This is a genomic window from Pseudomonas sp. AO-1 (assembly GCF_019775695.1).
Classification (GTDB): domain Bacteria; phylum Pseudomonadota; class Gammaproteobacteria; order Pseudomonadales; family Pseudomonadaceae; genus Aquipseudomonas; species Aquipseudomonas parakoreensis.
On sequence record NZ_CP079947.1, the window covers coordinates 1,013,614 to 1,033,139 of the forward strand.

General features: G+C 60.9%; 16 protein-coding genes. 5 read left to right on the forward strand and 11 right to left on the reverse strand.

Annotated elements, in window-relative coordinates:
- Window positions 1–39 precede the first annotated feature (39 nt).
- Window positions 40–645 (reverse strand): LPS assembly lipoprotein LptE, encoded by a 606-nt coding sequence (gene lptE / locus KVQ82_RS04725; RefSeq protein ID WP_222018214.1) that lies wholly within the window; start codon window positions 643–645, stop codon window positions 40–42.
- Window positions 646–733: 88 nt separating this feature from the next.
- Window positions 734–3,340, reverse strand: a complete 2,607-nt coding sequence (leuS, locus tag KVQ82_RS04730; protein ID WP_041065022.1) for a leucine--tRNA ligase — start codon at window positions 3,338–3,340, stop codon at window positions 734–736.
- A 256-nt stretch (window positions 3,341–3,596) separates the two neighbouring features.
- Between leuS and KVQ82_RS04735 the strand changes: the two genes are divergently transcribed.
- Entirely contained in the window at window positions 3,597–3,920 is a 324-nt protein-coding gene (locus KVQ82_RS04735) for a hypothetical protein (protein ID WP_041065025.1), read from the forward strand.
- A gap of 105 nt (window positions 3,921–4,025) precedes the next feature.
- Window positions 4,026–4,787 carry a YdcF family protein gene (locus tag KVQ82_RS04740; RefSeq protein ID WP_086793050.1) on the forward strand — a complete coding sequence of 254 codons (762 nt, stop codon included), beginning with the start codon at window positions 4,026–4,028 and terminating at the stop codon, window positions 4,785–4,787.
- 172 nt (window positions 4,788–4,959) lie between these two features.
- On the opposite strand, the gene lnt is transcribed toward KVQ82_RS04740, so the two are convergent.
- The 5 genes from lnt to miaB all read right to left on the reverse strand — a co-directional run bounded on the left by lnt (window position 4,960) and on the right by miaB (window position 10,662).
- Window positions 4,960–6,483 carry an apolipoprotein N-acyltransferase gene (gene lnt, locus KVQ82_RS04745; protein WP_222019358.1) on the reverse strand — a complete coding sequence of 508 codons (1,524 nt, stop codon included), beginning with the start codon at window positions 6,481–6,483 and terminating at the stop codon, window positions 4,960–4,962.
- A 276-nt stretch (window positions 6,484–6,759) separates the two neighbouring features.
- On the reverse strand, window positions 6,760–7,599 hold the full coding sequence (locus KVQ82_RS04750; protein ID WP_003228526.1) for an HlyC/CorC family transporter: 840 nt from the start codon (window positions 7,597–7,599) through the stop codon (window positions 6,760–6,762).
- Window positions 7,600–7,604: 5 nt separating this feature from the next.
- On the reverse strand, window positions 7,605–8,099 hold the full coding sequence (gene ybeY / locus KVQ82_RS04755) for an rRNA maturation RNase YbeY (RefSeq protein WP_041065031.1): 495 nt from the start codon (window positions 8,097–8,099) through the stop codon (window positions 7,605–7,607).
- Window positions 8,092–9,090: a PhoH family protein gene (locus KVQ82_RS04760; RefSeq protein ID WP_041065034.1), complete on the reverse strand. Its 999-nt coding sequence runs from the start codon at window positions 9,088–9,090 to the stop codon at window positions 8,092–8,094. The genes ybeY and KVQ82_RS04760 overlap by 8 nt, the downstream gene beginning before the upstream one ends.
- A gap of 243 nt (window positions 9,091–9,333) precedes the next feature.
- A complete protein-coding gene (miaB, locus tag KVQ82_RS04765) occupies window positions 9,334–10,662 on the reverse strand; it encodes a tRNA (N6-isopentenyl adenosine(37)-C2)-methylthiotransferase MiaB (protein ID WP_007960557.1) in 1,329 nt (442 codons plus the stop codon).
- 133 nt (window positions 10,663–10,795) lie between these two features.
- On the opposite strand from miaB, the gene KVQ82_RS04770 reads away from it, so the two are divergent.
- The gene (locus tag KVQ82_RS04770) at window positions 10,796–11,125 is read left to right on the forward strand and encodes a DUF1820 family protein (protein ID WP_003185742.1); all 330 of its coding nucleotides are present in this window, start codon (window positions 10,796–10,798) and stop codon (window positions 11,123–11,125) included.
- A gap of 166 nt (window positions 11,126–11,291) precedes the next feature.
- On the opposite strand, the gene KVQ82_RS04775 is transcribed toward KVQ82_RS04770, so the two are convergent.
- The 4 genes from KVQ82_RS04775 to KVQ82_RS04790 all read right to left on the reverse strand — a co-directional run bounded on the left by KVQ82_RS04775 (window position 11,292) and on the right by KVQ82_RS04790 (window position 14,810).
- Entirely contained in the window at window positions 11,292–11,846 is a 555-nt protein-coding gene (locus tag KVQ82_RS04775) for a tetratricopeptide repeat protein (RefSeq protein WP_047296791.1), read from the reverse strand.
- A gap of 225 nt (window positions 11,847–12,071) precedes the next feature.
- Window positions 12,072–13,355, reverse strand: a complete 1,284-nt coding sequence (hemL, locus tag KVQ82_RS04780; protein WP_222018215.1) for a glutamate-1-semialdehyde 2,1-aminomutase — start codon at window positions 13,353–13,355, stop codon at window positions 12,072–12,074.
- A 15-nt stretch (window positions 13,356–13,370) separates the two neighbouring features.
- Window positions 13,371–13,994 (reverse strand): thiamine phosphate synthase, encoded by a 624-nt coding sequence (thiE, locus tag KVQ82_RS04785; protein WP_041065048.1) that lies wholly within the window; start codon window positions 13,992–13,994, stop codon window positions 13,371–13,373.
- An 18-nt stretch (window positions 13,995–14,012) separates the two neighbouring features.
- Window positions 14,013–14,810, reverse strand: a complete 798-nt coding sequence (locus KVQ82_RS04790) for a hydroxymethylpyrimidine/phosphomethylpyrimidine kinase (RefSeq protein ID WP_222018217.1) — start codon at window positions 14,808–14,810, stop codon at window positions 14,013–14,015.
- Between the two features lie 473 nt (window positions 14,811–15,283).
- On the opposite strand from KVQ82_RS04790, the gene KVQ82_RS04795 reads away from it, so the two are divergent.
- Both KVQ82_RS04795 and KVQ82_RS04800 read left to right on the forward strand, forming a co-directional pair.
- Entirely contained in the window at window positions 15,284–17,638 is a 2,355-nt protein-coding gene (locus KVQ82_RS04795) for a hybrid sensor histidine kinase/response regulator (RefSeq protein ID WP_222018219.1), read from the forward strand.
- Window positions 17,639–17,735: 97 nt separating this feature from the next.
- Window positions 17,736–19,385: an acyl-CoA dehydrogenase family protein gene (locus KVQ82_RS04800; RefSeq protein WP_222018220.1), complete on the forward strand. Its 1,650-nt coding sequence runs from the start codon at window positions 17,736–17,738 to the stop codon at window positions 19,383–19,385.
- The last annotated feature ends 141 nt before the right edge of the window (window positions 19,386–19,526 follow it).

The following is a 19,526-nucleotide window of genomic DNA, read 5'->3' on the forward strand; positions in this document are numbered from 1 at the left end:
AAGAGAGGGCGAACGGGGCGCCTGAGCGCCCCGTACGTCTTACTGCTGCGGCAATTCGAGCGGCGACTGGCGCGGAGTTTCCGCTTCAGCCTTCTGTGCCGCCTTCAGCGCATCGGCTTCGGCCCGGGCACGGTCGTTGGCCGCTTGCTGCAATTGCTGCAGTTGGCCCGGCGTCAGCTGTTGCAGGCGCAGCATCATGCGTTGAACCAGTTCGCGACGGGTTTCGCGACGGGCGTCGTTGGCTTCCTGATCGGAGCCGACGAGGTTGTTGCCGTCGTGGATGAACACTTTCTGCACTTCAAGCTTGTCGCTCAGCAGGTTCAGATTGTGTTCGCCTACGATGTCGTAGTTCAGCACGGTGGTCACTTGGTACTCACCCGTACGACCGGCGCCGGCGTAGCTGAGGATGCGCTGGCTTTCCTGCTCGTCAGCCAGGTACAGCTTGTACGGTGCACCGTTGTAAACCTTGACGCCGCTGGACTCGAGCACCTGACGCAGTTGGGTGACGGTCTCGCCATAAGCGTTACGGGCGCTCAGGTCGAGCTCCTTGATCGTCAGTTCATTGGTGCCGGTACCACGCAGCTGGAAACCGCAGGCGCTCAGCAGAACGGCGAGGCCCATCACCAGCAGATTGCGTTTGATCATTGTGTTGCTCCCCTTGAAACCATGTGGGCCGACCCTGCGGCCCGAAAGGTTTTACAGGGCGCCAGGCGAACCTGGCGCCCAATCCAATTTAGCTGGCGACGATGTTGACCAGTTTCCCTGGTACAACGATCACTTTGCGAATGGTCAGACCGTCGACGAAACGCAGCACGTTTTCGTTGGCACGGGCAGCCGCTTCGACTTCTTCGCGGGTGGCGCTGGCCGGCATTTCGATCTGACCACGCAGCTTGCCGTTCACTTGAATGACCAGTTGCAGGCTGTCCTGTACCAGTGCGTTTTCATCGACCGCAGGCCAGCCCGCATCGATCACCGGGTCAGCATGGCCCAGTTGCTTCCACAGCTCATGGCTGATGTGTGGCGTGATCGGAGCCAGCAGCAGCGTCACGGCTTCCAGGCCTTCGTGAATCAGCGCGCGGTCCTGTTCGGTGCCTTGCGCGGCTTTTTCCAGCACGTTCATCAGCGTCATCACCTGAGCGATGGCGGTGTTGAATTTGTGGTTTTGGCCGACGTCGTGACTGGCCTGCTTGATGGCCAGGTGGATGGCGCGGCGCACGGCTTTCTGTTCGTCGTTGAGAGCGGCGACATCCAGTTTCCCCGGCAGGCCCTGGGTGACGTGGGTCTGCGCCAGACGCCAGACGCGCTTGAGGAAACGGTGCGAGCCTTCAACGCCGGAGTCCGACCATTCGGCGCTCATGTCGGGCGGCGAGGCGAACATCATGAACAGGCGGCAGGTGTCGGCGCCGAACTGGTCGATCATCGACTGGGGGTCGACGCCGTTGTTCTTCGACTTGGCCATTTTCTCGGTGCCACCGATTTCCACCGGCAAGCCGTCGGACTTCAGTTTGGCGCTGATGACCTTGGCTTTGCTGTCGCGCTCCAGTTCCACGTCCGCCGGGTTGAACCAGGTGTAGGCACCGTTGGCTTCGCGACGATAGTAAGTCTCGGCGATTACCATGCCCTGGGTCAGCAGGTTCTTGAACGGCTCGTTGGAGCTGACCAGACCTTCGTCACGCATCAGCTTGTGGAAGAAGCGTGCGTACAGCAGGTGGAGAATGGCGTGTTCGATACCGCCGATGTACTGATCCACCGGCAACCAGTGGTCGGCTGCGGATTTTTCCACCAGGCCACCTTCAAAGTGCGGCGAGGCGTAACGGGCGTAGTACCACGAGGACTCGACGAAGGTGTCCATGGTGTCGGTTTCACGCTTGGCAGGCTGGCCGCATTTCGGGCAGCTGCACTCGTAGAATTCCGGCATGCGCGCCAGTGGCGAACCGGCGCCGTCCGGCACCACGTCTTCTGGCAGGACCACCGGCAACTGGTCTTCCGGCACCGGCACGTCACCGCAGGTGGCGCAGTGGATGATCGGGATCGGGCAGCCCCAGTAGCGCTGACGGCTGATGCCCCAGTCGCGCAGGCGGAACTGGGTGCGCGAGGCGCCGAGGTTTTTCTTGATCAGGGCGACTTCCATGGCGTCGAAGGCGCCGGTGAAGTCCAGGCCGTCGAACTCGCCGGAGTTGATCAGCGTGCCGTGCTCGCCGTAGGCGTCTTGCCACGGAGCGGGGTTGGTGTCGCCGGAGCTGGTGCGCACCACCGATTTCACCGGCAGGTTGTACTTGTGGGCGAATTCGAAATCGCGCTCGTCGTGCGCCGGGACCGCCATCACGGCGCCGTCGCCGTAATGCATCAACACGTAGTTGGCGACCCATACCGGGAGTTTTTCACCGGTCAGCGGGTGCTCGACGAACAGGCCGGTCGGCAGGCCTTTCTTCTCTTGAGTGGCGACGTCGGCTTCAGCGACGCTGCCGCCCTTGCATTCGGCGATGAACGCTTGCAGCTCAGGATTGTTCTGCGCGGCCTGGGTGGCCAGCGGGTGCTCGGCTGCCACGGCAACGTAGGTCGCGCCCATCAGGGTGTCCGGACGGGTGGTGAAGACCTTGAGGGTGCCTGCTTCGCCGATCGAGTCGACGTTGTACGGGAACTGCACTTCCATGCCGCGGGATTTGCCGATCCAGTTGCGCTGCATGGTCTTGACCTGTTCCGGCCAGCCCGTCAGTTCGTCGAGGCTCTCCAGCAGCTCATCCGCGTAGGCGGTGATCTTGAAGTAGTACATCGGGATTTCGCGCTTCTCGATCAGCGCGCCGGAGCGCCAGCCGCGACCGTCGATCACCTGTTCGTTGGCCAGCACGGTCTGGTCGACCGGGTCCCAGTTCACGGTGCCGTTCTTGCGGTAGATCACGCCTTTTTCGAACAGGCGGGTGAACAGCCATTGTTCCCAGCGGTAGTAGTCCGGCTTGCAGGTGGTCACTTCACGGGACCAGTCCACCGCCAGGCCCAGGCTGCGCAGCTGGGATTTCATGTAGGCGATGTTTTCGTAGGTCCACTTGGCGGGTGCCACGTTGTTCTTCATCGCGGCGTTTTCCGCCGGCATGCCGAAGGCGTCCCAACCCATCGGTTGCAGAACGTTCTTGCCTTGCATGCGCTGGTAGCGGGAGATCACGTCGCCGATGGTGTAGTTGCGCACGTGCCCCATGTGTAGCTTGCCGCTGGGGTAAGGGAACATCGACAGGCAGTAGTAGGTTTCCTTGCCTGGCTGTTCACTGACTTCAAAGGACTTTTGCTCGTCCCAGAACGACTGGGCGGCGGCTTCGATTTCACGGGGCTGATATTGTTCGTGCATGGCTACTTTTGTACTGGATAGGGGTGGCCTAATCCTCTTCAACGCGCCCTCCGGGGGATGCTCCGGACAGGCTGGAAGTGGAATGACAGGAAGCGCCGTAGCATACATGACCGCGCTTGGCCTAGGGAAACCCTGATTACAGCTGTCTGGCCCCCGAAAACCGTGGCGAGGGCCGTTGGTCGCGGCGTTCAGCCGGTTTGTGCAGCGAAGCTAAGCTCTTATTGGGGAGTGAGTCTTATCTTCAATGAGGTGAGGGATGGTGGAGCAACGGCAAAAAAACGTGACGAAACCCGAGTTGTACGAACGGTTGATGGATCGTCTGGGCATGGCGCTCGACGCTGCCAAAACCGCTGGCCGGCTGCGCGACGAGCGCCCCGTGGAACTGGAATTGCGTGGCTTGAGCCCCGCCGAGTTCAAACTGGTCAAGGCCTATCTGGATCGCAGTGAGCGTGAAGCGCATGGATACCTGTCGCAGGCAGTGAAACAGCTCGATGCAGCACATTCAGCCAAGGTCATCTGGCTCAAGGACAAGGCGCCCGGCAGAGACACCGTCAAGGTTCGTTCTGTACAGGCCAAGTAAACGCATGGCAGGTCAAATAACGGATCTTTTCCAACAGGATCCTACCTATCGGTTGTAACGCATCATTAACACTCTTAGGCTTCGGGCATCTCTGGAGATGCCCCGATGCCTTTTCGTTACTTCATCAAACAACTTCTGTTGCCGCCCGGCATTCTCTTGCTGCTGTTGCTGATCGCCTGGTGGCTGCGCCGTTCCCGGCCGCGACTGGCAGGCCTGTGTTTTGCCATTGGGCTGGGTGGTTTCTGGCTGATGAGCCTGCCGGTGGTCGTGCAGTGGGGCGCCAAGGCACTGGAACGTGAGCCGCCGCTGCCCCGTGATGCCTGGTCAATCCTGGCGCAGCGGGCCGATGCCATTGTTGTGCTGGGTTCCGGGCGCGAGCGCGGTGATCTGGCCTGGGGTGAGGATCAGCCGACCGGCGTGGGGCTGGAGCGTCAGCGCTATGCGGCGCGACTGGCCAAGGCCTCCGGGCTGCCGATTCTGACCAGCGGTGGCCTGCATTACGGCACGCCGCCGACCGAGGCGAAGCTGATGGCCGATTCACTGCGCGATGATTTCGGCGTGACCACGCGCTGGCAGGAAGGTGAGAGTCGCACAACCTGGGAAAATGCCAAATTCAGCGCCGACATCTTGTTGCCACAAGGCATCAAGCGCGTCGTGGTGGTCACGCAGGCCTGGCACATGCCGCGCGCCGTGTGGTGTTTCCAGCAGGCAGGATTTGAAGTGGTGCCGGCGCCCGTAGGGTTTCTCGGGACCGATAATGCGCGACCGTTTGGTGGCTGGCTGCCGGAGTTCAAGTCGATCTGGCAGAGCGGACAGTTGCTGAATGAGGCGGTGGGGCAGGTGGGGTATTCGTTGTTTTACCGCTAATAGCACTGTTTTGAGAGGGCTTCCGTGGCGAGGGGATTTATCCCCGATGGGTGGCGAAGCCGCCCCAAAACCTGCATCTCGGTCTTTCAGGTAAATCGAGTGCAATGGATTTGCGATGACTGCGTCATCGATCGGGGATAAATCCCCTCACCACAGTGTTTATGGATCGCTTTTAAAGGGTTTTCGACATCCGGCTTGCCATCAGCGCCCAGCCAAACAGCAGCACACAGACGACGATCAGCGGCCACGAGCGCCATTGCAGGTACGGCGTCAGGTTGTGCATCGGCACCACTTCGCCATACAAAATGCCCTGCTCGAACTGCGGGATCTGCTCGGTGATCTGCCCGAACGGGTTGATCAGTCCGGTCACGCCATTGTTCGTAGCACGGATCATCCAGCGGCCCGCTTCAAGTGCGCGCATCTGCGCCATTTGCAGGTGCTGCAACGGGCCAATCGAGGTGCCGAACCAGGTGTCGTTGCTGATCGTCAGCAGCAAGTCGCTGCGTGCCGACAGACCTGCAGCGAACTCCGGGTACACCACTTCGTAGCAGATGAATGGCGCAATCTGATAACCCTTGGCCTGCAGCAGCGGCTGATCCGCCGGACCGCGAGCGAAGTCCGACATCGGCAAATCAAAGAACGCGATCAAGCCGCGCAGCAGATCCTGCAACGGCACGTATTCGCCGAACGGCACCAATTTCTGCTTGAGGTAGGTACCATCGCCTTCGCCGACCACGGTAATGCCGTTGAAGAAGCGTTTTTCGTGACGAACCGTCTCGCGGATCGGTACGCCGGTGATCAACGCCGATTTACGCTCGGCGGCGAAGTTACCCATCATGTTCAGGTAGCCCTCGGCGGACTCCTTGAGCACCGGCACCGCGGTTTCCGGCCAGATCAGCAGGTCCACCGGTTTGGAGCGGAAACTCAGGTCGCGGTACAGCGCCAGTTGCGCATTGAGCTGCGCCGGGTCCCACTTCATGCTTTGTTCGACGTTGCCCTGAATCGCGGCAACGCTCAGTGCCGGACCGGACGGACTGGTCCAGGCGTGGCCCTTGAGCGCAATGCCCGCCACCCATGGCCCGACCAGCAACACCAGGCCGGCCGCGATAAAGCCCTTGCGACCGGATTGCAACAAGCGGGGCGCGTTGTAGATCAGCGCCGCAGTCAGCGCCAGAACGAACGACACCAACCACATGCCGCCGACCGGCGCGAGCCCGGCCAAAGGGCCGTCGAGCTGGCTGTAGCCGGAGTAGAGCCACGGAAAACCAGTGAGGAACCAGCCACGAAACGCTTCCTGCCCGACCCACTGCGCGGCAAACGCCAGCGCATCGGCCAGTGGTGCTTCATTGCGGCGCAACCAGCGCGCCCAGACCCAGGCGGGCAGGGCGAAGAAAAAGGCGATCGCTGCGGTGAACAGCAACATCAGGAACCCGGCCAGCAGCACCGATGCGCCACCGAAATGGTGGATGCTGTAGTAGATCCAGCTGGTGCCGGCACCGAACAGGCCGAAACCGAAGCACCAGCCACGGCCCAGCGCCTGACGCGGTTTCAGCTCACGCAGGCCGGCGTAGAACAGGCCGACCGCGAGCAAAGCCAGCGGCCAGATGTTGAACGGGGCCAGGGCGAAGGTAGTGATTGCACCGGCCGCCACGGCCAGCAGGTTACCGGGCCAGCCGGGGCGGGTTGTCCAGCGCAGGGGGTATGTCATCAGCTATTTCCTGTATCGCGCCGGGTCTGCTGTTACGCAGGGCAAGGCGCGAGGAGTGAAGTTTGGTTTTTCAAATGAACGACGAGCAACGCAGCCCTGCGTAACAGCAGGCCCGGCCCTCCGGGTTACGCCTGAAAGCGGGCCATGCTGCGTTGCAGTCCTTGGAAAGGGAATGCCATTCCCTGCGGACTGCGCCTTGCCTGGCCCGCTTTCAGGCGCAACGCGATACAGGAAATAGCTGATGACATACCCCAATCCTTAGATTTAACGAGCGATTGGCGTCAGTCGCAGCAAATGAATCCGACGGCTGTCGGCGTTCAGGATGCGGAAACGATAGGCGCCGATTTCAGTGATTTCATTGCGTTTTGGCAAGTGCCCGAACGCGCTCATCACCAGACCGCCGACGGTGTCGAACTCGTCGTCGGAGAATTCGCTGTCGAAGAACTCGTTGAAGTTTTCGATCGGCGTCAGGGCCTTGATCAGGAAATCACCGCTGGGCAGCGGCTTGATGTAGCTGTCTTCTTCGACGTCGTGCTCGTCTTCGATGTCGCCGACGATCTGTTCCAACACGTCTTCGATCGTCACCAGACCGGCCACGCCGCCGTATTCGTCAATGACGATAGCCATGTGGTTGTGATTGGCGCGGAATTCACGCAGCAACACGTTCAGACGCTTGGACTCCGGTACGAAGGTGGCCGGGCGCAGCAGGTCCTTGATGTTGAAGCTGTCGCCGTTCTCCTTGAGGATCAGCGGCAGCAGGTCCTTGGCCAGCAACACGCCCATCACGTCGTCGTGGCTTTCGCCAATGACCGGGTAGCGAGAGTGCGCCGAGTCGAGCACGGCCGGAAGGAATTCACGAGGGGTCTGGGTCGCCTTGATGCTGATCATCTGCGAACGCGGGACCATGATGTCGCGTACTTGCAGGTCAGCCACCTGAATGGCGCCTTCGACGATGGCCAGCGCTTCGCTGTCCAGCAGTTTGTTCTGATGTGCATCACGCAGCAGCTCAAGCAGCTCCTGACGGTTCTTCGGCTCGTGGGCAAAAGCCTGGGTCAGTTTACCCAGCCATGACTTCTGCCCGTTGCTCGATCGATCTTCGCTCATAGCGATTACTCTGAATCCTTTGTTGTAACGATAGGGGATGTTTCGGTTTCGTCGTCCGCGTACGGATCGGGGTAGCCCAGTTCGGCAAGCAACTCGCGTTCCAGTGCTTCCATTTCTTCAGCTTCGTCGTCATCTATATGGTCGTAACCGAGCAGATGCAAGCAGCCGTGAATGACTAGATGTGCCCAATGGGCCTTGAGTTCCTTGCCTTGTTCGGCAGCTTCGCGTTCGACCACCGCCACGCAGATCACCAGATCGCCGAGCAGCGGGATGTCGAGGAATTCGTCCGGGACTTCCGCCGGGAACGACAGGACGTTGGTCGCGTAATCCTTGTGGCGCCAGGTGTGATTGAGTTCGCGGCCTTCTTCCTCGTCGACCAGGCGAATGGTCATTTCCGAGTCGGCGCTGCGCTGGCGCAGAGCCAGTTCGCACCATTGGCGGAACTCGGTTTCACTCGGGGCGCTCGCTTCGGTAGCGATTTGCAGATCCAGCTCAAGCATCGCGCGAGGTTTCCCTGGCGGCTTCGGCACGGGTCTCGAAGCGCTCGTAGGCCTCGACGATCCGCTGCACCAACGGGTGGCGCACGACGTCTTTGGGCTGGAAGTGGGTGAAGCTGATGCCCGGAACATCCTTGAGTACTTCGATCACATGATGCAGGCCGGACTTGGTGCCGCGCGGCAGGTCGACCTGGGTGATGTCACCGGTGATCACGGCGGTGGAGCCGAAGCCGATCCGGGTCAGGAACATTTTCATCTGCTCGACGGTGGTGTTCTGGCTTTCGTCGAGAATGATGAAGCTGTTGTTCAGCGTACGACCGCGCATGTACGCCAGTGGCGCGACTTCGATCACCTGACGTTCGATCAGCTTGGCCACGTATTCGAAGCCGAGCATCTCGTAGAGCGCGTCATAGAGCGGGCGCAGGTACGGGTCGATCTTTTGCGCCAGGTCACCGGGCAGGAAGCCGAGCTTCTCACCGGCTTCAACCGCCGGACGCACCAGCAGAATGCGGCGGATCTGCTCGCGCTCCAAGGCATCAACGGCGCAAGCCACAGCCAGATAAGTCTTGCCGGTACCGGCCGGACCAATGCCGAAGTTGATGTCGTTGCCGAGGATTTCCTTCACGTAGCGCAGCTGATTCAAGCCACGGGGGCGAATCATGCCTTTCTTGGTGCGCAGGGCGACGGAGGCTTCAGCGGGAGCGTGATTGTCCAGTTCGACGACGGCCGATTCCTGAAGGAACAGGTGCACCAGGTCCGGCGACAGCTCGGTACCCTTGGTTTCGCGGTACAGGCGGCGCAGCAGGTTTTCCGCAGACGTGGTGTGCTTGGGTTCGCCGATCAGTTCGAACTGGTTTCCGCGGTTGCGGATCTCGATGGCCAGGCGCTGTTCGATCAAGCGCAGATGCTCGTCGAACTGCCCGCACAGATTGGCGAAGCGGCGAGCCTCAAAGGGCTCGAGGATAAAACGATGTGGTTCTATGGGTGCGTTCAAGGTCGTATTTAGCCGCCCTGGGGCAATTAAGATGAAATCAAGGATAACGCCAGTGGCGTGGGTGCGAAAGCTCTTAAATGGATGAGTACATTTTGAAGAACAATGCTGTCCACTGTGGGAGCTGCGGTGCGACGATCCGACTTGCCAGCGATAGCGGTGCAGCAGGCGACATATTTGTCGTGGCTGATGGCCTCATCGCTGGCAAGCCAGCTCCCACAGGTTTCTCTGTGCCTCTGATATCTATTACTGGATCAACGAGCCGCGCAGCGAGTGCGGTTGCGCCGCGTCGATGTGCACGTCGGCGAACTGGCCGATCAGGGTCGGATTATCGCAGCGGAAGTTGACGATACGATTATTCTCGGTGCGCCCTTGCAGCTCGCCCGGGTCTTTCTTCGAATAGTCAGTAACCAGAATGCGCTGGATCGAACCGACCATTTGTCGGCTGATCTCGAACCCTTGCTGATTCAAGCGATGCTGCAAGGCGTTCAGGCGTTCTTTCTTCAGCTCTTCCGGGGTGTCATCGGCCAGATCGGCCGCCGGCGTGCCCGGACGCTGGCTGTAGACGAACGAATAGGAGAAGTCGAAGCCGACATCGGCAATCAGCTTCATGGTTTGTTCGAAGTCTTTTTCGGTCTCGCCCGGGAAACCAACGATGAAATCCGAACTGATGCAGATGCCCGGCACGGCAGCGCGCAATTTGCGCAGCTTGGACTTGTACTCCAGTGCGGTGTGGTTGCGCTTCATTGCGGCCAGAATTCGATCCGAGCCCGACTGCACCGGCAAGTGCAGGTGTTTGACCAGTTCCGGCACTTCGGCGTGGGCCTGGATCAGGCTGTCGGAGAACTCCAGCGGGTGCGAAGTGGTGTAGCGGATGCGGTCGATGCCGTCGACAGCGGCGACCACGCGGATCAGCTCGGCCAGATCGGCCAGGCGACCATCGTGGGTCAGGCCGCGATAGCCGTTGACGTTCTGCCCGAGCAGGGTCACTTCACGCACGCCGTTTTCCGCGAGGTGAATGATCTCGGCGATCACGTCATCGAACGGCCGGCTGACTTCTTCGCCACGGGTGTAGGGCACCACGCAGAACGTGCAGTACTTGCTGCAACCTTCCATCACTGACACGTAGGCGCTCGGGCCGTCGATGCGCGGCTCGGGCAGGTGGTCGAATTTTTCGATTTCCGGGAACGAGACGTCGACCTGCGGCAACTTGCTGCTGCGTGCGGCATCGATCATTTCCGGTAGGCGGTGCAGGGTTTGCGGGCCAAAGACCACGTCGACGTACGGGGCGCGATCACGGATCGCCGCGCCTTCCTGGCTGGCCACGCAACCGCCGACGGCGATCACCATGTCCGGGTTGGCCAGTTTCAGTTCGCGCCAGCGGCCGAGCTGCGAGTACACCCGATCCTGGGCGCGCTCGCGGATCGAGCAGGTATTGAGCAGAATCACGTCGGCATCTTCAGCGCGCGCGGTGACTTCCAGGGCCTGATGTTCGCCCAGCAGATCGACCATGCGCGAGCTGTCGTACTCGTTCATCTGGCAACCGTGGGTTTCGATGTAAAGCTTCTTGGCCATGGAGTAGGGTCGTCACGTGATTCAAAGAACCCGGCATTATAGGGAACAAGCCCTCAGGTTCCTACCGCTGCGCGTCCGGTGGCTATGCTATAGTTTGCGCCCTCATTTTTATCCCCGATGTTATCCCCCCGCCATGACCAAACGCGAAGCTCCAATCTATAAGGTGATTTTCCTCAACCAGGGCCAGGTGTTCGAAATGTACGCCAAGCAGATCTATCAAAGTGATTTGTGGGGTTTTCTGGAAGTGGAAGAGTTCGTCTTTGGCGAGCGCACGCAAGTGGTGGTCGATCCGAGCGAAGAGAAGCTCAAGGCGCAGTTCGAAGGCGTGGTGCGCAGCTTTGTGCCGATGCATTCGATCGTGCGCATCGACGAGGTGGAACGTCTGGGCACCCCGAAAATCAGCGAAGCCCGCGGTGCGGTCGGCAATGTGATGCCGTTTCCGATGCCGATGCCTGAGAAGTAAGCCCGGATCTGGATTTGAAATGATTTGTGGCGAGGGGATTTATCCCCGATCGACTGCGAAGCAGTCGCAAGTCCATTCAGCAAGGTATGTCAGAAGGAACTTGATTGCAGGGTTTTGGGGCTGCTACGCAACCCATCGGGGATAAATCCCCTCGCCACAAAAGCTCTTATGGCAATGGCGAAAACGGCGTACGCCCATCGGCGTTCTGCAGTTCCATCAGGTATTTACGGAAAATTTGCCCCAGCACCTGGGTCGCGGTTTCGAGGTCTTCGCGGGACATTTTTTCGGAGACTTCGTCGGCGGTGTCCAGCGCATCTTCGGCGCCGTTGACCGCGGCCATCTTCAGCACGATGTACGCCTGAATGTTGTTGGCCTGCACGCCTTCACCGTGGAAGAACATGGTGCCGAGCTTGAACTGCGCCTGAGCGTGGCCTTGCAACGAGGCCTTTTCGAAATAGCTCAGGGCTTGATTGAGATCGCGTGGCGCATTCTTGCCGTCGTAGTAGAACTCACCCAACTCGTATTGCGCTTGTGCATCCCCTTCGTCCGCCGCTTTCTGGCAGGCGGCCAGTGCCTGCGTGACGTCTTGCGGCTGGGTATTGAGGGTGCAACGACCCATCGCCGGGATCAACAACGAGTTGCCGCCTGCTTGTGCATGCGCGAGCAGGGGCTGAAGGAGCAACAGGCAGCCCAAGGCAAGGGTGCGGCCGGTGCGGTTCATGGGAATCGACTTACCTCTGAAGGGCACGCGGACCCATCGAGGGATCCAATAAGCGCGCATTATGAAATAAGCAGGGCCAACCTTACAAAGTCTTTACTCGTTTTTCTGCTGCGCGGGGAATATATCGCCCACTTTCTTGCCGATTTTTAGCAGGGGCGTGGGAAAAACGGCTTGGGTGTAGGTAAAAGCTGACGCTGGCGATGGCCAACGTCAGCGGCACGGCGATTACTTCAGTGCGGCGAAGGCGCGCTCGGCAGCGTCCAGAGTGATTTTCAGCTCGGCTTCGCCGTGGGCGATCGAGGTGAAACCGGCTTCGAATGCGCTCGGCGCGAGGTACACGCCGCCTTCCAGCATCAGGTGGAAGAAGCGACCGAACAGCGCAGCGTCGCTGGCCATCACGTCTTCAAAGGTGACGATGTCGTCGGCACCGCTGAAGTACAGGCCGAACATGCCACCCGCTTGCGTGGTGACGAACGGAATGCCCGCCGCATCGGCGCGTTGTTGCAGGCCGTCGAGCAGGCGCGTGGTGTAGTCGGTCAGCTCGGCGTGGAATCCCGGACGGCTGATCAGGCGTAGGGTGGTCAGACCGGCGGCCATCGCCAGCGGGTTGCCCGACAGGGTCCCGGCCTGATACACCGGGCCCAGCGGCGCAATGCGCTGCATGATTTCGCGCTTGCCGCCGAAGCAGCCGACCGGCATGCCGCCGCCGATGATCTTGCCGAACGTGGTCAGATCCGGGGTTACGCCGTAGTACGCCTGAGCGCCACCGAGGGCAACACGGAAACCGGTCATCACTTCGTCGAAAATCAGCACCACGCCATGCTTGTCGCACAGCGAACGCAGGCCTTCGAGAAAACCCGGTGCCGGCGGTACGCAGTTCATGTTGCCCGCCACTGGCTCGACGATGATGCAGGCGACATCCTGACCGACTTCGGCGAGCATCTTCTCCACGGCGTCGATGTCGTTGAACGGCAGGGTCAAGGTGTGTTTGGCAAATGCTGCCGGTACACCGGCGGAGCTCGGCACGCCTTGAGTCAGTGCGCCGGAACCGGCCTTGACCAGCAGGCTGTCGGAGTGACCGTGGTAGCAACCTTCGAACTTGATGATGCTGTCACGACCGGTGTAACCACGGGCCAGACGGATTGCGCTCATGGTCGCTTCGGTGCCGGAGCTGACCATGCGCACCATGTCCATCGACGGCACCAGCGAGCAGACCAGATCGGCCATCTCGGTTTCCATCGCGGTCGGCGCGCCGTAGGACAGGCCGTGTTGCAGTTGATTGCGCACCGCGTCGAGCACATCCGGGTGACTGTGGCCGAGGATCATCGGCCCCCACGAACCGACGTAATCCACATAACGCTTGTCGTCTTCGTCAGTGACGTAGGCGCCTTCGGCATGCTTGAAGAACAGCGGTGTGCCGCCCACGCTCTTGAACGCGCGAACCGGCGAGTTCACGCCACCGGGAATGTGTTTCTGGGCACTGGCAAACAGGGTTTCGGAACGAGACATGTTCGGGCTCTCAAATCAGATTTTCAGAAGTTCGTTGAAGGCGCGGGCGCGGCGAGTCACTTCGGCGGTGCTCTGGGCACCGAACAGGCCGTGGACCACCGCCAGCAGGTCGACACCGTGGGCCACCAGCGGCGCGGCGTTGTCGAGGGTGATGCCGCCAATCGCGCAGACCGGCAGATGCAGCTTGCGTTTGGCCTCGTCGAGCAGATCGAGGCTGCAGCTTGGCGCGCCGGGTTTGGTGCTGGAATTGAAGAAGCGACCGAAGGCGACATAACTCGCGCCTTCTTTGGCGGCTTGCTCGGCCAGTTCGAGTTGCGCGTGGCAGGTCGAACCGATGATGGCTTTGGAGCCGAGCAGGGCGCGGGTCGGCGACAGCGGGCCGTCGGTCTGCCCCAGGTGCACGCCGACGTTCAGGCGCGCGGCCAGTTCGGCGTCATCGTTGATGATCAACTGCGTCTTGTAACGCTCGCACAGATCACGCAAAGCTTCGGCCTCGCGCAGGCGGCGGGCCTCGTCGCTGCTTTTGTCGCGGTATTGCAGCAGGGTGACGCCGCCTTCCAGCGCCGCCTCCACGTACGACAGAAACTTGCCCGCCAGCAACTGGCTGTCGGTGATGGCGTACAGGCCACGTAGTTTCATCAGGCAGACCTCACGGCGTTACGAGCAAAAATCCAGCGGCAGACGACGCGGCACGAACTGGCCTTTGCCCAGTTGTTCGGCATCGCGCAGGGTGCGCCAGGTGTAATCCAGCGCGGTACGCACGGCGCTGGCGAGGTGTTCGCCCTGGCCCAGACGACCGGCGATAGCGCTGGCCAGGGTACAACCGGAGCCGTGATAGCTGCCTGGCAGACGCTGGCAATAGAAGGTTTCACGCAGGCCGTCACGGCCGTACAGGCGATTGTGGATTTCAGTTTCGTCGCCGTGGCCGCCGGTGATCAGCAGGTTTTTGACGAACGGCAGGAGTTTTTCCGCGCATTCGTCCGCGGTGCCTTCGGGCAGTTCAGCGAGGATCCGCGCTTCGGGCAGGTTGGGGGTGGCAATGATCGACAGTGGCAGCAGACGCTCGCGCATCGCGTAACCGACTTCATCCTTGCCCAGTCGTCCGCCGCCGCCGGCACGCAGCACCGGGTCGCAGACCACCGGCAGGTGCGGGTGTGCAGAAAGCAGTTCGACCACAGTGTCGACCATTTCCAGCGAACCGAGCATGCCCAGTTTGACCGCTGCGACTTCGGAGTCGTTGAGCACGGCATTGGCCTGGGCCAGTACCCACTCACGGTCGAGGACGCGGAAGTCAGTGACGTTGACGGTGTCTTGCACGGTCAGGGCGGTGACGGCCGGAGCCGCATGGCAACCCTGCGCAAGCAAGGCTTCGATATCTGCCTGCAAGCCGGCGCCACCACTGGGGTCGTGGCCGGAGAGACAGAGGACAACGGGGCGGGAGCTGTAGATATTCATGGTGCGCGAGCTTACCACCAAACCTGATTTTGGGGTTCAGTCCTGAAAGCGTTTGGCTAGAGATTGTCTGACACATTGCGGCCATTAGTCGGGTAGCAATGGTGGCGAGGGGATTTATCCCCGATGCGCTGCGAAGCAGTCGCAAATCCATTCTACGAATCGTGTCTGAAAGAATCTGGTTGCATGGTTTGGGGCCGCTTCGCGACCCATCGGGGATAAATCCCCTCGCCACAGAGGTATGCACAACATGCGCCGTTGTAGCGAGTTGACCAACTCAACAGCTCTAGTCCGCAGCTTTGCTCTGAAACGCCCGTTCTAGAGCCTTTGCAGGAAAAATTTCGATGGTGCTCAATGGCCATCAACGGCTATGCTAGTCTGGATCCAAACCAATAACAGGTAATACCGGTTTTACGTCTACTCAAAGGGAATGGGGGGCTTCCTGACACAACCGGACGAGCCACGCTGGGGCTTCAATGCGCTATTTGCTGATGTTGCTGTTCTGCTTGCCCCTCCTCGCAAGCGCCGTCGAGTTCGACGAAAATACCCAGAGCCTTCCCCTGGGTCGCTCCCTGCAGGTGTTCGAAGACCCGAGCGGTCAGGCGAACATCGCCGACGTTCGCGCTCAAGCGGCGGCGGGCAATTTCAAACCCCATGACAAAGCCACGCTCAATGCCGGTTACTCGCGCTCGGCGTTCTGGCTGAAGATCGACCTGCATTACCGTCCAGACAATCCGGCCGCGCAGCGCACCTGGCTGCTGGAGCTGGCGTATCCGCCGCTGGATCACCTCGACCTTTATATGGCCGATGCCAATGGCGACTATCGGCTGATCCGGCAAACCGGCGACGCTTTGCCGTTCGCCAGTCGCGAAATCCGGCAGAACAATTACCTGTTCGACCTGACCTTCGCCCCTGACCAGCAAAAAACCGTGTACCTGCGCCTGGCCAGTGAAGGTTCGATTCAGGCGCCGGTGACGTTATGGTCGAGCACCGCGTACCTCGAAGATCAACCGGTGCGCCTGTATGTGCTGGGGATCATCTATGGCGTGCTGCTGGGGATGCTGGTCTACAACCTGTTCATCTACCTGAGCGTGCGCGACACCAGTTACCTCTATTACATCTTCTACATCGCCTCGTTCGGCCTTTATCAACTGTCGGTGAACGGCGCGGCGGTCGAGTATTTCTGGCCGGACAATCCGTGGTGGGCCAACGCCGCCACACCGTTTTTCATCGGTTGCGCCGGGTTGTTCGGCAGCCAGTTCGCCCGCAGTTTCCTGCAGACACGAACCCACAGCCGCTGGCTCGACTATCTGCTGATCGCTTTGATTGCGTTCGGTGCGCTGGTGGTCGGGCTGTCGCTGATGACTAGCTATGCGCTGTCGTTGCGCCTGGCGACCCTGTTGGCGCTGGTGTTCACCGTGGTGATTTTCGCTGCCGGGATTCTCGCCTGGTGGCGCGGCTTGCGGGTGGCGCGTTACTTCATTATTGCCTGGTCGGCGTTTTTGCTCGGCGGTATCGTTAACACGCTGATGGTCCTCGGCTTGCTGCCAAACGTGTTCCTGACCATGTACGCCAGTCAGATCGGCTCGGCGATCGAAGTCGCGCTGCTGTCGTTGGCGCTGGCCGACCGCATCAACGCGATGCGCGAGCAACAGGCGCAGACCCTGTTCGACGCCGGGCAGAAACTCGAAGTGCTCAACCAGCAACTGGCGCACAGCAACAAGCTCAAGGATGAATTCCTCGCGACCCTGACCCATGAATTGCGCACGCCGATGAACGGCGTGATCGGCTCTCTGGAACTGATGCAGACCGTCGAGCTGGAGCCTGAACTGGAGCAATACCAGCAAACCGCCGCCGGTTCTGCGCGGGACATGATGCGCATGGTCAATGGCATCCTCACCCTCACCGAATTGCAGGCCGGCAAGCTGAAAGCGACGCCGGGCAGCTTCAGCCTGCGCGCGGTGGTCGAGGCCTTGCGCGTGCAGTTCGACGGCAACGCGGCGAGCAAGTCGCTGGACTTCAAGGTCGAGGTGCTGCCGACCCTGCCGGATCGCTTGCACGGCGACAGTGCAAAACTGGCGCAGTGCCTGGAGTGCCTGCTGGACAACGCGATCAAGTTCACCCGGGTCGGTGGCCTGGCTCTGCGCGTCACCGGCAAGCCGGCGGCGGAAAACCGCTTGGCGCTGTCGTTTGCGGTGATCGACACCGGCATCGGTTTCACCGATCTGGGCGAGGCGACGCTGTATCAGCGCTTCTTCCAGCTCGACGGTTCGATGACCCGCGAATACGGCGGCCTGGGCGTGGGGCTGGCGATCTGTCGGCAACTGGTGGAGTTGCTCGGCGGCAAGCTCACCCATCGTTCCGAACCCGGGCGTGGCAGCCGTTTTCAGCTGGACGTCGAGTTCGAACTGCCGGCGGTCGAAGCGGCGCCGAGCCCGGCCCCGCTGCAGGAGCGGATCCGTGCGCCGCAGGACTGCACGGTATTGCTCGTCGACGACAACAGCGTCAACCAACTGGTGATGCGCGGCATGCTGCTCAAGCTCGGTTTCCGCGTGCGCACGGCGGACCACGGCGCGGCGGCACTCGATTGTCTGCAACGGGAAAACTTCGATGCGGTGCTGATCGATTGCCAGTTGCCCTCCCACGAAGGGGCGTCGCTGTGCTGCCAGATTCATGCGTTGCCCGGCTGCGCCAGTCTGCCGGTGTTCATGCTGGCGCAGGGCACGGATCGCGAGCATTGCGCGCCGGGTACGCGCATCGATTACCTGAACAAACCGGTGAAATTCGAAGACCTGCAGACGGCGCTGGAGCGTCGGGTGCTCAGCGCGTAATAGGGTGAAAGCGCCGACAGTTCGGCGCATATGACACTTTGATCAGTCACGGGCCGGTGCTTAACTGAATCCCTTGGCTGACCAAAGGAGCCCCGTCATGAACCTGCATCAGTTCGCCGAAACCCACGAAGTCACCAACCAGCCGCCATCGCTGGACGGTGCCAACCTGTACCGCATCGACCTGCCATTGCAGGAGTGGTCGCGCCGCTTTGGCGCCGGTTGGGCCGAGTCGCGGATCGATGCCTACGGTGCGCTGGCCGGCGGACCGCTGATGGCAGCCGGGTTCCTCGCCAATCAGAACAAACCGGTGTTCGTCAGCCATGACCGTTACGGCCATCGCATTGATCTGGTGGAGTTTCATCCGGCCTATCATGAGCTGATGCGCACTGCGATCGAACATGGCCTGACCTCGTCACCCTGGACTCATCCGCAGGACGGCGCGCATGTTGCCCGCGCCTCGATGAGCTATCTGCACAGCCAGGCCGAGGCGGGTAGCGGTTGCCCGTTGACCATGACGTTCGCCAGCGTCCCGGCCCTGCGTTTGCAGCCGGATCTGGCCGAACAGTGGCTGCCGAAAATCCTTGCCACCGAGTACGACCCGCGCAATGTCGGTATGGCGCACAAGGCCGGCGTGACCATCGGTATGGCGATGACCGAGAAACAGGGCGGCACCGACGTGCGGGCCAATACCACCAAGGCTTACCCGGTGGGTGCCAGTGGCCCGGGCCAGGCCTATGAACTGGTCGGGCACAAGTGGTTCTGCTCGGCGCCGATGTGCGATGCGTTTCTGACCCTGGCGCAAACCGACAAGGGTCTGACCTGTTTCCTGCTGCCGCGCCATCGTCCGGACGACACGCGCAATCAGTTCTACATCCAGCGCTTGAAAAACAAACTCGGCAACCAGTCCAACGCCTCCAGCGAAGTGGAGTTTCGCGGCGCGCTGGCATGGATGGTCGGCGAGGAGGGGCGCGGCGTACCAACCATCATCGAGATGGTGGCGATGACCCGTTTCGATTGCATGGTCGGCTCCAGCTCGCTGATGCGTCAGGCGCTGACTCAGGCCAGCCATCACTGCGCGCACCGTTCGGTCGGCGGCAAACTGCTCAGCGAGCAACCGTTGATGCAGAACGTGTTGGCCGATCTGGCGCTGGAAAGCGAGGCCGCACTGGCGCTGAGCCTGCGCATGGGCAAGGCGCTGGATCATCTGGATGACCGCCACGAAGCACAATTCGCCCGGCTGGTGACGGCGGTGGGCAAGTACTGGATCTGTAAACGTGCCCCCGCAATGATCAACGAAGCCGCCGAGTGCATGGGCGGTGCCGGGTATGTCGAGGAGAGCATTTTGCCGCGGCTGTATCGCGAAGCGCCGGTCAACTCGACGTGGGAAGGCTCGGGCAACGTGCAGTGCCTCGACGTGCTGCGTGCACTGTCGAAAGAGCCGGGTGTACTCGATGTGCTGTTCAGCGAGTTGGGCAACGGCCATGGCGACAAGCGCCTGGCCGCGCATATTCAGCAGTTGCAGGCGCAGTTCAAGGACACCAGCGATATTCAATACCGCGCGCGGCAACTGACTGAAGATATAGCGCTGGGGTTGCAAGCCAAGTTGTTGCTGGAGGCGGGTAATGCGGCGGTCAGTGATGCGTTTATTGCCAGCCGTCTGAACGGTGGCGGCCGGGTCTATGGCGCATTGCCGCGGGGCCTGGACGTCGAAGCCATCGTCACCCGCTCAACCCCGCAGGGTTTCTGACCCCACACAAATCCCCTGTAGGAGCTGCCGCAGGCTGCGATCTTTTGATCCTGATCTTTTTAAAAGCAAGATCAAGAGATCGCAGCCTGCGGCAGCTCCTACAAGAGACCGTGTGTGACCGACATATTGTGCGGTTGCCAA

Coding starts and splice junctions, on each gene's coding strand:
- KVQ82_RS04790 (WP_222018217.1), bottom strand. CDS start 14,810: ATGAATATCTACAGCTCCCGCCCCGTTGTCCTCTGTCTCTCCGGCCAC.
- ybeY (WP_041065031.1), bottom strand. CDS start 8,099: ATGCTTGAGCTGGATCTGCAAATCGCTACCGAAGCGAGCGCCCCGAGT.
- thiE (WP_041065048.1), bottom strand. CDS start 13,994: ATGAAACTACGTGGCCTGTACGCCATCACCGACAGCCAGTTGCTGGCG.
- KVQ82_RS04775 (WP_047296791.1), bottom strand. CDS start 11,846: ATGAACCGCACCGGCCGCACCCTTGCCTTGGGCTGCCTGTTGCTCCTT.
- KVQ82_RS04750 (WP_003228526.1), bottom strand. CDS start 7,599: ATGAGCGAAGATCGATCGAGCAACGGGCAGAAGTCATGGCTGGGTAAA.
- miaB (WP_007960557.1), bottom strand. CDS start 10,662: ATGGCCAAGAAGCTTTACATCGAAACCCACGGTTGCCAGATGAACGAG.
- KVQ82_RS04800 (WP_222018220.1), top strand. CDS start 17,736: ATGAACCTGCATCAGTTCGCCGAAACCCACGAAGTCACCAACCAGCCG.
- lptE (WP_222018214.1), bottom strand. CDS start 645: ATGATCAAACGCAATCTGCTGGTGATGGGCCTCGCCGTTCTGCTGAGC.
- KVQ82_RS04735 (WP_041065025.1), top strand. CDS start 3,597: ATGGTGGAGCAACGGCAAAAAAACGTGACGAAACCCGAGTTGTACGAA.
- KVQ82_RS04795 (WP_222018219.1), top strand. CDS start 15,284: ATGCGCTATTTGCTGATGTTGCTGTTCTGCTTGCCCCTCCTCGCAAGC.
- leuS (WP_041065022.1), bottom strand. CDS start 3,340: ATGCACGAACAATATCAGCCCCGTGAAATCGAAGCCGCCGCCCAGTCG.
- KVQ82_RS04770 (WP_003185742.1), top strand. CDS start 10,796: ATGACCAAACGCGAAGCTCCAATCTATAAGGTGATTTTCCTCAACCAG.
- hemL (WP_222018215.1), bottom strand. CDS start 13,355: ATGTCTCGTTCCGAAACCCTGTTTGCCAGTGCCCAGAAACACATTCCC.
- KVQ82_RS04740 (WP_086793050.1), top strand. CDS start 4,026: ATGCCTTTTCGTTACTTCATCAAACAACTTCTGTTGCCGCCCGGCATT.